This is a genomic window from Kitasatospora sp. NPDC059599, assembly GCF_042735125.1.
Classification (GTDB): domain Bacteria; phylum Actinomycetota; class Actinomycetes; order Streptomycetales; family Streptomycetaceae; genus Kitasatospora.
This window is the reverse complement of the sequence record NZ_JBHWCL010000119.1, coordinates 1-12,611: the sequence shown is the minus strand read 5'-3', so window position 1 is coordinate 12,611 and position 12,611 is coordinate 1. Positions and strand designations below refer to the sequence as shown.

At 72.9% G+C, this 12,611-nt stretch carries 10 protein-coding genes and 1 riboswitch; of the genes, 6 read left to right on the top strand and 4 right to left on the bottom strand.

All coding sequences use genetic code 11. The features are described 5' to 3' along the window. Window positions 1-68 precede the first annotated feature (68 nt). The gene (locus tag ACFV04_RS31840; RefSeq protein ID WP_380334750.1) at window positions 69-1,112 is read left to right on the top strand and encodes an alcohol dehydrogenase catalytic domain-containing protein; all 1,044 of its coding nucleotides are present in this window, start codon (window positions 69-71) and stop codon (window positions 1,110-1,112) included. A gap of 24 nt (window positions 1,113-1,136) precedes the next feature. Here ACFV04_RS31840 and ACFV04_RS31835 read toward each other — a convergent pair whose 3' ends face one another. From ACFV04_RS31835 to ACFV04_RS31820, 4 genes are all read right to left on the bottom strand, one after another. Continuing rightward, a complete protein-coding gene (locus tag ACFV04_RS31835; protein WP_380534261.1) occupies window positions 1,137-2,153 on the bottom strand; it encodes a hypothetical protein in 1,017 nt (338 codons plus the stop codon). A 273-nt stretch (window positions 2,154-2,426) separates the two neighbouring features. Further along, window positions 2,427-3,167 (bottom strand): YcnI family protein, encoded by a 741-nt coding sequence (locus tag ACFV04_RS31830; protein ID WP_380534259.1) that lies wholly within the window; start codon window positions 3,165-3,167, stop codon window positions 2,427-2,429. A 157-nt stretch (window positions 3,168-3,324) separates the two neighbouring features. Continuing rightward, window positions 3,325-4,194, bottom strand: a complete 870-nt coding sequence (locus ACFV04_RS31825) for a hypothetical protein (RefSeq protein ID WP_380534257.1) — start codon at window positions 4,192-4,194, stop codon at window positions 3,325-3,327. A gap of 148 nt (window positions 4,195-4,342) precedes the next feature. Beyond that, window positions 4,343-6,769 carry an OmpL47-type beta-barrel domain-containing protein gene (locus ACFV04_RS31820; protein WP_380534255.1) on the bottom strand — a complete coding sequence of 809 codons (2,427 nt, stop codon included), beginning with the start codon at window positions 6,767-6,769 and terminating at the stop codon, window positions 4,343-4,345. Window positions 6,770-7,166: 397 nt separating this feature from the next. After that, window positions 7,167-7,359: riboswitch (cobalamin riboswitch) on the top strand. 223 nt (window positions 7,360-7,582) lie between these two features. Between ACFV04_RS31820 and ACFV04_RS31815 the strand changes: the two genes are divergently transcribed. The 5 genes from ACFV04_RS31815 to ACFV04_RS31795 all read left to right on the top strand — a co-directional run. Next, window positions 7,583-9,082, top strand: coding sequence for a CoA-acylating methylmalonate-semialdehyde dehydrogenase (locus ACFV04_RS31815; RefSeq protein ID WP_380534253.1), 1,500 nt, complete (start codon window positions 7,583-7,585; stop codon window positions 9,080-9,082). Then, window positions 9,079-10,227 carry an acyl-CoA dehydrogenase family protein gene (locus tag ACFV04_RS31810; protein WP_380534251.1) on the top strand — a complete coding sequence of 383 codons (1,149 nt, stop codon included), beginning with the start codon at window positions 9,079-9,081 and terminating at the stop codon, window positions 10,225-10,227. Before ACFV04_RS31815 ends, ACFV04_RS31810 begins: the two co-directional genes overlap by 4 nt. Beyond that, a complete protein-coding gene (locus ACFV04_RS31805; RefSeq protein WP_380534249.1) occupies window positions 10,227-11,300 on the top strand; it encodes an enoyl-CoA hydratase/isomerase family protein in 1,074 nt (357 codons plus the stop codon). The genes ACFV04_RS31810 and ACFV04_RS31805 overlap by 1 nt, the downstream gene beginning before the upstream one ends. Continuing rightward, entirely contained in the window at window positions 11,297-12,181 is an 885-nt protein-coding gene (gene mmsB / locus ACFV04_RS31800; protein ID WP_380534247.1) for a 3-hydroxyisobutyrate dehydrogenase, read from the top strand. Before ACFV04_RS31805 ends, mmsB begins: the two co-directional genes overlap by 4 nt. Further along, window positions 12,178-12,611: enoyl-CoA hydratase-related protein (locus tag ACFV04_RS31795; RefSeq protein WP_380534245.1), on the top strand; the 434-nt coding region annotated here is incomplete at its 3' end. The genes mmsB and ACFV04_RS31795, both read left to right, overlap by 4 nt.

The following is a 12,611-nucleotide window of genomic DNA, read 5'->3' as shown; positions in this document are numbered from 1 at the left end:
ACCGGTGGTGTGAGCGGGACCGCCCCGGCCCCGCCGTCCGCCCGCCCGCCGAGAGGAGCGACCGCGGCATGAAAGCGCTCATCTACCACGGACCCGGCCGCCGCGCCTGGGGCGACGTCCCCGACCCGGTCGTCCGCGACCCCGAGGACGCCGTCGTCCGGGTGGACGCGGTCACCATCTGCGGCACCGACCTGCACATCCTCAAGGGCGACGTCCCCGAGGTCGCCGCCGGCCGCGTCCTCGGCCACGAGGCCGTCGGCACCGTCACCGATACCGGACCGGGCGTGCGCGCCGTCGCGGCCGGCGACCGCGTCCTCGTCTCCTGCATCTCCGCGTGCGGCCGCTGCGCCTACTGCCGCGCTGCGAGCTACGGCCAGTGCACCGGCGGTGGCGGCTGGATCCTCGGCCACCTCGTCGACGGCTGCCAGGCCGAGTACGTCCGCACCCCCTTCGCGGACACCTCGCTGCACCAGCTGCCCGACGCCGTCCGGGACGAGGACGCCCTGCTGTTCGCCGACATCCTGCCCACCGCCTTCGAGGTCGGCGTCCGCAACGGCCGGGTCGGGCCGGGCGACACCGTCGCGATCGTCGGCGCCGGGCCGATCGGCCTCGCCGCGATCCTCACCGCCCGGCTCTTCAGCCCCTCCCGCGTCATCGTGATCGACCTCGCGCGGAGCCGCCTCGACGCCGCCGCGCGCCTCGGCGCCGACACCACGCTCACCGTGGCCGACGCCGCCCCGGAGGCCGTCCGGGCGCTCAGCCGGGACGGCCTCGGGGTCGACGTCGCGATCGAGGCGGTCGGCGTCCCCGAATCCTTCGAACTCTGCACCCGACTGGTGCGCCCCGGCGGCCGGGTGGCCAACGTGGGCGTCCACGGCAGGCCCGCGGTACTCCACCTGGAGGACCTGTGGATCCGCGACGTCACCGTCACCACCGGCCTGGTCGACACCGACAGCACCCCGTTGCTGCTCGACCTGCTCGCCGTCGGCAGGCTGGACGTCGGCGGACTGGTCACGCACCGCTTCGGGCTGAGCGAGATGCAGGACGCCTACGCGGTCTTCGCCGACGCGGCCGGTGTCGGGGCGCTCAAGGTCGCGCTCTTCCGGACGTGACCCGGCCCCGAACGCCCCGGCCCGTCAGGCCACGTCGACGGTGAGCGCCGCCGTGTGGACCGTGCCGTCGGTCTGGAACTGCAGGAACGCCCGCCAGTGCCCGGCTTCGCCGAGCAGGGCGTAGAAGGTCAGGGTCGGCCCGCCGTGGTCGCCCTGGACGGGGGTGAAGGGGTGGAGGTGGGCCAGCGCCCGGTCGCCCTCGTGGACGATGCTGAGGTGGGCGTAGCTGTCGAGGTACGGCTGGAGGTCGGTCACCGGCAGGCCGTCCTTGCTGATGGTGACGGTGAGCGGGGCGGGCGTCCCGGTGGTGAGCTGCCCCTGGACGGCGACGGTGTAGCCGTCGACGCTGGTGGTGCCGGCCGGGGCGGGCAGCGGCTGGGCATCGGCCCGGCCGGGCACGGTCACGGTGCGGCTGAGGACCGTTTCCCGGCCCTTTCCGGGACCGGTGTTCGGTGTGAACGCGGCGTACAGGCGCCAGTCGCCCGGTTCGAGGGCGGTGAGGCCGGCGGTCCAGGTGCCGTCGGCGGCCATCGTGGGGTGCAGGTGCTGGTACCCGGTGAGGTCGGAGCGGATCGCGTAGAAGTGCAGCTGCTTGGTCTGGACTTCGGCGAAGTCGGTGACCGGGCGGCCGTCCGGGCCGGTGATGGTGAACGGGTAGGTGACGGCCTGGACGGCGGGCAGGGTGCCGGTCGTGGAGTCGAGGCGGTAGCCGTCGCGTTCGGTGGCGAGGCCCTCTCCGGTCGCGTCGGCTGGCATGCCGGCCATGCCGGGCATCCCTGCCATTCCCGGCATCCCGGAGGATGCCGCACCGGGCGCCGTCGCCGTCACGCCGTGCTCCGTGCCGTGCGCCGTGCCGGGCGGGCCGGCATGGTCCGCGTGCGGTGACGACCCGCGCGCGGGCAGGGCGAGCAGGGCGATCGAAGCGACCGCCAGGACCAGCGAACAGGCGTAGAGGATGCGGTGCCCCGCCCAGCGCTTGGTCGCGGGGGGAGCCCCCTGCTCGGCGGACGCCGACTTCTCGTGCTCGCTGCCGGTGTTCATCCTCGCCCGTTCTCCTCTCGGCCCGCCGGTCGGGCCGCGCTGTTCAGGAGATCCGGGCGGCGGGCGGCGATAACGGAAAGTCGCGGGCGACGGGGGTGGGTGGGGGGGGCGGGGCGCCACCGGGCCCCGCGCGCGGGGCGGGGGGGGGCGCGCCGCGGGGGCGGGGGCGGGGGGGGGGGTGTTTTGTTTCGGGGGGGGGGGGGGGTCTTTACGCTTTGGGGGGGGGGGGGGGGGGGGGCGGGGGCGCCGCCCCCCCCCCCACCCCCGGACCTGCTACGCCGAGGCGCCCGTACCGGTGCCACGGCCACGGCGGCCGAGCACGGCGCCCACCGCCGCGCCGACGACGCCGACCACGATGCCCGCGATGCCGAGCGCCCGGGCGGTGGAGTCGCTGCCGTCCGCCTTCGCGGTGCTCGTGGTGTTCGCGGTGTCCTTGGTGCCCGCCGGAGCCGGGGCGCCGGCATCGGAGCTGCCCGCGGGCGCGGTCAGCTTGAGCACCGGCGCCGGGTTCTTCGGTTCGGGCTGACCGGCCTGCGGCTCCTCGATCCAGCGCGCCACCGTGCCGTCGCCGTAGGTCTGCAGGGCCTTGAACACGACCTTGTCCGTGCCGTCGGGCAGCGCGCCGAGGTCGACGGTGAAGTCCTGGAAGTGGCCGGGGGTGATCTGGCCGCCGGTCCACACGACCTGGGAGACGGCGTCGGTGATGTCGCCGTCGTCGGTGTGGATCGGGGTGGCCAGCTTCGTGGTCTGGATCGCGTCGGTCCAGCCCGGCAGCGGCGCGACCTTGACGGACGGGATCGGGTGGTCGGTCGGGAAGTCGATCTCGACCTTCACCGTGCTGTTCTTGTCGTCCTCGTTCGGTACGCGGAACGCGAAGGTCTGGTCGGTCGCGTCCTTCGGCACGCTGGACGGCTGCACGATGACGTGCGCGGACGCCGGCGCGGCCGCGCCGAGTACGACCGCGGCGCCCAGGGCGCAGGCGGCGGCGAGACGCTTCTTCGGGGACAGGCTCATGACTGTGGGTTTTCTCCGGTTCCGGGGTGCGCGCACGCCGTGCACACGGGCGGCGGGGCACGCGGGCGGACCCGGCGCCGCTGCCCGTGGAGGCGGAACACGCGGAGGCGATCAGGACGGCGGACGGCCGCGACCGGGCGCGGCGTTCCCGCACCGGTCAGACGGCCGGCACCGCCGGCGGACCGCGCCTGATCACCACGTGCCGCAGCGGCGTCCACCGCGGCAGCCACCACCGGCCGTCGGCGGGCACGAAACGCGTTGCGGCGGCCCGCGATCCGCCGCCCGCCCCTGCGCGCAGCACCGCGAACAGGGCCAGCGCCCCGCGCAGCGACGCCGTACGGGCGTGGACCGTCGCGGAGACGGTCCGGGCGGTCAGCCGGACCAGCCGCCAGACGGCCACCTCGCCCCGCCACAGCCACCACCCCGCGGCGACGGTCGCCGCCAGGTGCGCCAGGAGCATCGCGGGACTCAGCCCGAGGATCGCGGAGTGGCTCCAGAAGGAGACGTGCGCGGCAGCGACGACGGCGTGCGGGGCGGTGCCGCCTCCCGCCGCGACGTGCGCGGCCGGCAGACCGGGCCGCCCACCGGCCGCCACCAGCGCCCTGGGCGTGCCCGCCATGCCCGCCATGCCCTTCGGCATGCCCGCCATGTTCGGCATGCCGTGCATCCCCGCCATCGACGAGACCGGCGACGGGCCGACCGGCCCGGCAGCCGTCGGCGTCCGCCGCCCGCACCGCGCGGCGTGGAAGAGCAGGTGCAGACCGCCCTGGCCCGCGACCAGCCCGCCGACGATCGCCCGCAGCGAGCGCTCCCGCCGCGCCGCGAACACGGCCACGGCACCGACGAGCGCCCAACCGAGCAGCAAGGCCCCCGCCGGCACCGCACCACCCGACGCGACCCCGTGCCCGGCGGCGGCCAGCACGACGCAGACCGTCGCGAAGGGCAGGGCCCGCACGACGCGAAGGTCGAGCGCGGCGGCCCGCACGGGCACGGGCGCGGACGTGGTGTCGGTTCTCGGGGCAGACATGGCCGGGACATCATGACACCGGTCCGTTCCCGCCGTGACACGTTCCCCCGTACTTCCCGGCCGACCCACCGCTTCCGGCCACCGCCGCGGCGAGGTCATCCGTTCAGTTCACACCGATGGGCCCGCGAGGCGGTGCAGCCGTCCTGGTTCACGGATTCGTGCGGACGACGATGACGTGGATCCCGGGTCCCGGGGTTTCGGCGTTTCCCGCGGTGTCGGTGGCGGTGGAGGTCGCGCGGTAGATGCCGAGGCCGGAGGGCGGCCGCACTCGCCAGGTGCAGTCGTGGTGCGCGGTGTCGGTGCAGGTGAGGTCCGCCCGCTGGACCAGTGTCGGTCCGGGGACCTGTGAGGTGAAGGTGAGGTCGACGTGGTCGACGCCCGAGCCGGTGTCGGTGGCGGTGCCGGTGATGTACTGGTCGTCGTGGGGTCCGCCGGCGGGGACGGCGACGAAGATCGCCTCGGGCGCGGTGGTGAACGTGGAGACGGGTGGGGTCCTGTCGAGCCTGACGGTGAGGGTCTTGTCCGTCTCGGCGTTACCGGCGTGGTCGGTGGCGTGGAAGGTGAGGACGGTTTCGCCTTCCTGGTCGATCTTCAGGTTGACGGTGTCGCCGGGGACGGTGGTGAGTGGCGTCGCCTGGGCGCCCGTCGTGCTGTAGGTGATGCCCGCCACTGCGCTGAGGTCGTCGGTGGCGGTGAGGGTGACGGTGCCGTCCGCGTTGATCCAGCCGGCCGGGTTGGGGTTCGGGCTGATGGTGGCCGTGGTGATCGGTGGTGTCCGGTCGATGCGGACCGGAAGGGTCTTGGTGTCCTCGATGTTCTGTGCCCGGTCGATGGAGCGGTACGACAGGACGTGGCTGCCCGGGGTGTTGAGGAGGATCGGGCCCGCATAACCCGTCCAGCCGTTCCCGTCGATGTCGTACTCGGTCCTGGCCGTGCCGCTGATGTCGTCGGTCGCGCCGAGGGTGACGGTGACGTCGGTGTTGTTCCACCCGGCGTCGTTCGGGGGCGGATCGGCGGTGGCGGTGGTGACCGGGGCAGTGGTGTCCGGCGGTTGCATCAGCCGGGCCACGTTGTCGTCGAATTCGCGGACCGCCTCCGGCTCCGGGAGCGGCGGCATGCCGGGATGGCCGATCGCTCCGCCGGTCAGCTTCAGATGCGCCCAGTCGTCGTATCCGGCGAGCGAGGTCATCGCGCCGTCGCCGTCGATGTCGGCGGGGACGGGCACCTGGTCGACGTTGCCGTCGCAGTTCCAGTCGACCCAGTTGAGGCTGGTCGAGGTGGTGACGTACTTCTTGACCGCTGCGCAGTAACGACGGATGCCGTAGGGCACGGTTCCGGTGGGAGGAACGGTGTTCTCGTCCAGCCGGTTCTCGTCGAGGCCGGTCGCCACCCGCGAGTAGTCGATGTACGTGGTGGGCCCGCTCGTCATCCCCGACCCGTACGAGTAGTTCATCACGCTGAAGTACTGCGGTTTGAAGTTGACGGCGTCCCCTCCGCCGTGATCCAGGCTCAGATTGTGGCCGAGTTCGTGCATGAGGATGCCGGCTTGATCGTCCTCGGTGCCGACGTGGTGCGGCTGGTTGCCGAGTGCGAGGACGAAATCGCTGGCGCCGCGGGGAGCGTAACCGTTCCAACTGCTGCCGGGGGCGAGCAGGTGAGCGGAGAGCGCGTAGTGGAACACCGGCGAACGGCCGGCACTGACGAAGCCACCGGAGGCCGTCTTGATCTTGTAGAAGTCGTCCCACACGTAGTTGCACGCGTCATTGTCCGGGTCCGGGTTGCTCGGATTCGGGCAATCGCCTTTGAACGTGCCGAGGTTGTCGACCTCGGCGACCTGCCGTGCCCGGCTCAGGGCTCCCCAGGTCCGGCCGGTGGAGAAGTCGAGGATGCTGTCCGGGCCGGCGTCGACGTGCAGGTTGATGCCCGGTCCGGGGGCTCCTCGACGCTGGTAGGGCGCGTTGGCGAAGGCGTCGACCACCCTCTTGATCGCCTGGGCGGACAGCTGGTGGCTGTGGACGTTGCCGGGAGTGTCGTCCGCCATCCAGTCGAGGTGGACGAAGATGTCGGGCCGGTTCACGTCGGCGCCCATGCCTGGCAGGTCGATGTGCTTCATCGGGCTGCCGTCCCCCGGATCGATGTCGACGCCGTGGAGCTTCCAGTCGTCGGGGATGCCGTCGCACATCCGTGAGTTGCAGTCGAAGGCGTAGTTGACGGTGGTGTGGTCGCCGTCCCCGCCGTCGCGGGAGAGCGCGTAGCCGTTCGGGACCGTCTCGTCGTAGCTCTGCCCGCCGACGGCTGCGTTGTCCCAGTGCAGGCGCAGGTTGGGGCCCTTGTCGTTGTCGATCCGGTAGAAGGCCGAGCCCTCGGTGCCCGTTCCGGCCCCGCAGGACACCGACTTCCAGAGCGCCACCTTGCCCGGCTCGATCCGGGCCGGTGGCTCGGTCTCCCAGCACCCGTGCTGGAGGTAGTGGTCGGTCAGGATCAGCGGGAGGTCGCTGTTGTTGGTCAGGACCACCGAGGTGCTGCGGAAGTCCGCCGTGACAAGGGCGGAGGCCGGCGCCGGGTGGAAGCCCATGCCCGTTCCCGTCAGTACCAGGCCGAGGACGGCCAGGGTTCGGCCTGCTCGCGCTCGCCAGGAGCGTGGGCGCCTGCCGCGATCGAACCTCATGAGTCTCATGTCTCCGTGTTTCTGTCGCCGTGTCCGCTCCGCCCCACGCGCTCACCTTCCGGCGGACACCGGCCCCGGGCACCCGGACGGGGACCGAACGGGGGCGGAAGACAAGCCTTCGGTCCGGATCGGTTCACGCGGTCGGGCGATCGGGGAGCCACTGCCGTCGGCGTTTCGAGACGGTTCGGTCCGGCCGGGTGACGGCGGAGGTGGCGTCTCCCGCGCGGCTGGGCGCGGGCGGCCGGGCGGCCGGGCGGCCGGGCAGGTGGGCGGGCGCGGCGCGCGGCCGGGGCTCTGGACTTACTAGGACGTCCAACTATATGGTCGAGGGCAGGTCCGCGGTGTCAGGGAAGCCGGTGTGAGTCCGGCACGGTCCCGCCACTGTGACCGGGGAGTTCGTCCTCGCAGGTAGACGGCCACTGGCAGCCAGCCGGGAAGGCCCGGGGGCGGGCGTGGATCCGGGAGTCAGGATACCGGCCGCGGGTGGTTCGTGTTTTCCACGAGGATGGAGACGACACGCATGACTCGGGCTGCTGATCCGTACGGGTGCCGACGAGGCTCCCGTGCCGCTGCCGTGCTGCCGACCGTCAGGGCGCCCCGCTTCTGACGGTCCGTCAACTGCCGTACACCGTGCCGGCGCACAACCGTGCGCGCGGTCGCCGGTGTCGGCGGTGCCCCCTCCATTCCTCCTCTCCCCACCCATGTCGAGAGAAGGAACCGATGGTCCGTGAACTGACGCACTTCGTCGCCGGCAAGCGCACACCCGGCTCGTCCGGGCGGTACGGCGACGTGTACGACCCCAACACCGGCCGGGTGCAGGCCCGGGTGCCGTTGGCCGACCGCGCCGAGGTCGAGGCGGTGATCGCCGACGCCGCGCAGGCCCAGCCCGCGTGGGCGGCCTGGAACCCGCAGCGGCGGGCGCGGGTGCTGCTGCGCTTCCTGCAGCTCGTCGAGCGGGAGAAGGAGGAGCTGGCCCGGCTGCTCTCCGCCGAGCACGGCAAGACGGTGGCCGACGCCCACGGTGACCTCCAACGCGGTCTGGAGGTGGTGGAGTTCGCCGCCGGGATCCCGCACCTGCTGAAGGGCGAGTTCAGCGACAACGCCGGCACCGGCATCGACGTGTACTCGATGCGCCAGCCGCTCGGCGTGGTCGCCGGCATCACGCCGTTCAACTTCCCGGCGATGATCCCGCTGTGGAAGGCGGCGCCCGCGCTGGCCTGCGGCAACGCCTTCGTCCTCAAGCCCTCCGAGCGGGACCCGTCGGTGCCGCTGCGCCTCGCCGAACTGTTCCTGGAGGCCGGGCTGCCGCCGGGCGTGCTCAACGTGGTCAACGGTGGCAAGGAGGCCGTGGACACCCTGCTGGAGGATCCACGGGTGCAGGCCGTCGGCTTCGTCGGTTCCACGCCGATCGCCCAGTACGTGTACGCGACGGCCGCCGCGCACGGCAAACGGGCGCAGTGCTTCGGCGGCGCCAAGAACCACATGATCGTGATGCCGGACGCCGACCTCGACCAGGCCGCCGACGCGCTGGTCGGCGCCGGGTACGGCTCGGCCGGCGAGCGCTGCATGGCGATCTCGGTGGCCGTCCCGGTGGGGGAGGAGACCGCGGACGCCCTGGTGGCGAAGCTGGTCGAGCGGATCGCCGCGCTCAGGGTCGGCCGCTCGGACGACCCGGCGGCGGACTTCGGCCCGCTGGTCGGCGCCGACGCGCTGGAGCGGGTCCGTGGCTACCTGGACCTCGGGGTCGGGGAGGGCGCCGAACTCGTCGTGGACGGACGGGACTTCCGCCTGGAGGGCCACGAGGACGGCTACTTCCTCGGTGCCTCGCTGTTCGACCGGGTGACGCCGGACATGCGGATCTACCGGGAGGAGATCTTCGGCCCGGTGCTGACCGTGGTGCGTGCCGCGGACTACGAGGAGGCGCTGCGGCTGCCCAGCGAGCACGAGTACGGCAACGGCGTGGCCATCTACACCCGGGACGGCGACACCGCCCGGGACTTCGCCCGCCGGGTGAACACCGGCATGGTCGGGGTCAACGTGCCGATCCCGGTGCCGATCGCGTACCACACCTTCGGCGGCTGGAAGCGCTCCGGCTTCGGCGACCTCAACCAGCACGGCCCGGACGCGATCCGCTTCTACACCCGCACCCGCACCGTCACCTCGCGCTGGCCCTCCGGGGTCAAGGAGGGCGCGAGTTTCACGATGCCGACGATGGGATGAGCGCGATGAACGACCTCACCGAGGACCAGCGCGCCGTCGCCGAGACCACCCGGGCCTTCGCCCGGGAGCACCTGGCGCCGAACGCGGTCGAGTGGGACCAGGCCAAGCACTTCCCGCTGGACGTGCTGCGCAAGGCCGCCGACCTGGGCCTGGCCGGCGTGTACGTCCGGGAGGAGTCCGGCGGCTCCGGACTCACCCGCGCCGACGGCGTGCTCGTGTTCGAGGCGCTGGCGACCGGCTGCCCGTCGATCGCCGCCTACCTGTCGATCCACAACATGGTCGCCTGGATGGTCGACCGCTACGGCGACGACGTCCAGCGCGGCCGGTGGCTGACGGGTCTCTGCTCGATGGGGACCCCAGCCAGCTACTGCCTGACCGAACCCGGTGCCGGCTCCGACGCGGCCGCGATCACCACCCGGGCCGTGCGCGACGGCGACCACTGGGTGCTGGACGGCGTCAAGCAGTTCATCTCCGGGGCCGGGGTCGCCGAGGTCTACCTGGTGATGGCCCGTACCGGAGGGCCGGGGCCCGGCGGGGTGTCCGCGTTCGTCGTCGAACGGGACGACCCCGGGGTCTCCTTCGGGCCGAACGAGCGGAAGATGGGCTGGAACGCCCAGCCGACCCGCCAGGTGCTGCTGGACGGGGTCCGGCTGCCCGCCGACCGCCTGCTCGGCGGCGAGGGCGAGGGCTTCCGGATCGCCATGACCGGGCTCAACGGCGGCCGCCTCGGCATCGCCGCCTGCTCCCTCGGCGGCGCGCAGGACGCGCTGGAGCGGGCCACCGGCTACCTCGCGGACCGCGAGGCGTTCGGCACCCGGCTGCTGCACGCCCAGGCCCTGCAGTTCCGACTCGCCGACATGGCAACGGAGTTGGAGGCCGCCCGGGCACTGCTGTGGCGGGCCGCCGGCGCGCTGGACCGGGGCGACCCCCGGGCGCCGCAGCTGTGCGCGATGGCCAAGCGCTACGCCACCGACACCGGCTTCGAGGTGGCCAACCAGGCCCTCCAGCTGCACGGCGGTTACGGCTACCTGGCCGACTACGGCATCGAGAAGATCGTCCGCGACCTGCGGGTGCACCAGATCCTGGAAGGGACCAACGAGATCATGCGCGTCATCGTCGCCCGCGGCCTGACCGGAGCCGCGTGATGGCCGGCACCGACCTCGACGAGGTCATCCTCCAGCGGGAGGGCCGGGCCGGACTGATCGTCCTCAACCGGCCGGCTGCCCTGAACGCCCTCACCCACGGCATGGTGCGGACGATCTCCGACGCCCTGGACACCTGGGAGGACGACGACCGGGTCGACACCGTGGTCGTCACCGGCGCCGGCGACCGGGCCTTCTGCGCGGGCGGCGACATCGTCGCCATCCACCGCGCCGCCACCGGCGGCGACCCGGGCGCCGTCGAGGAGTTCTGGCGCGACGAGTACCGCCTCAACGCCCGGATCGCCCGCTACCCCAAACCCTACGTCGCGCTCATGAGCGGCATCGTGATGGGCGGCGGCGTCGGCGTCTCCGCCCACGGGAACGTCCGGATCGTCACCGAGAGCACGCGTGTCGCCATGCCCGAGGCCGGCATCGGCTTCGTCCCGGACGTGGGCGGCACCTACCTGCTCGCCCTCGCGCCGGGCGAGCTGGGCACCCACCTCGCCCTCACCGCGGGCTCCGTGGGCGCCGGCGACGCGTTGCTGTGCGGCCTCGCCGACCACTTCCTGCCCGCCGAGCGGGTGCCCGCGCTGCTGGACGACCTCGCCGAACTGCCCGTCCACGACGCCCTCGAACGGCACGTCGAGCCCGCGCCGACCGGTTCGCTGGCCGACCAACGCGGGTGGATCGACGCCTGCTACGCGGCCGGTACGGTCGAGGAGATCCTGGACCGGCTGCGCGCCAGCGGCGAACCCGAGGCGAAGAAGGCCGCCGACCGGATCACCGCCAACTCCCCGACCGCGGTGAAGGCGACGCTGACGGCGCTGCGCCGGGCCCGCGCCCTCGGCCCGCTGGAGGCCGTCCTGGACCAGGAGTACCGCACCTCCTGCGCGGCGCTCTCCACAGCGGACCTCGCCGAGGGGATCCGGGCCCAGGTGATCGACAAGGACCGTTCGCCACAGTGGAGCCCGGCCACCCTGGGCGCCGTCGAACCCGCCGCCGTGGCCCGCTACTTCGCGCCGCGCGGCGCGGGGGAGCTCGGCCTCGCCACCACCACACCCCTGGAGCGCTGGTGACCCTCACCGTCGGATTCATCGGACTGGGCACCATGGGCGGCCCGATGGCCGCCAACCTGGTCAGGGCCGGGCACCGGGTGACCGGTTACGACCTCGCGGCCCCGGCCCGGGAGCAAGCCGCAGCGCAGGGAGTGATGATCGCGGTCTCCGCCGCCGAAGCGGCCGGCGATGCCGACGTGGTGCTCACCATGCTGCCGACCGGACGCCATGTCCTCGACTCCTACGGTGAGTTGACCGAGGCGGCATCCGGTGCGCTGTTCATCGACTGCTCCACCATCGCGGTCGGGGACGCCCGGGTGGCCGCCGACCTCGCCCGGGTCGCCGGGCACCGGGCCGTCGATGCCCCGGTCTCCGGCGGTGTGGCGGGGGCCGAAGCGGCAAGCCTGACCTTCATGGTCGGTGCCGAGGACGTCGACTTCGCCGAGGTCGAACCGGTGCTCGCGGCCATGGGCCGCCGGGTGGTCCACTGCGGGGCGTCCGGAGCCGGGCAGGCCGCCAAGATCTGCAACAACATGATCCTCGGCGTCTCCATGATCGCGGTCAGCGAGGCCTTCGTCCTGGGGGAGAGCCTCGGTCTCAGCCACCAGGTGCTCTACGACGTGGCCTCCACCGCTTCCGGCCAGTGCTGGGCATTGACCGGCAACTGTCCGGTGCCCGGCCCGGTCCCGACCAGCCCGGCCAACCGCGATTACGCGGCCGGGTTCGCCGCCGCGCTGATGGCCAAGGATCTCGGGCTCGCCGCCGACGCGGCCGCCGCCTCCGCCGTTCCGGCGGAGCTGGGCCGACGGGCATCCGAGTTGTTCGCCGCCTTCGCCCAGGACGGGGCCGGCGGTCTGGACTTCTCGGCCATCATCACCACCCTCAGGAAGGACACCGCATGACGTACGAGACGATCCTGGTCGAGCGCCGGGGACGGGTCGGGCTGATCACGCTCGACCGCCCGAAGGCACTGAACGCGCTGAACACCCTCCTGATGAACGAAGTCGTCGCCGCAGCAACGGAGTTCGACCGGGACCCGGATATCGGCTGCCTGGTGGTCACCGGTTCGGAGAAGGCCTTCGCGGCCGGCGCCGACATCAAGGAGATGCAGTCCCTCGACTTCGTCGACGCCTACCTCGGCGACTGGTTCGCCGCCTGGGACCGCTTCGCCGCCCTGCGCAAGCCCGTCGTCGCCGCCGTCGCCGGCTATGCGCTGGGTGGCGGCTGCGAGCTGGCTATGATGTGCGACGTCCTGCTGGCGGCGGACACCGCGAAGTTCGGGCAGCCGGAGATCAAGCTCGGCGTCATCCCCGGCATCGGCGGCTCGCAGCG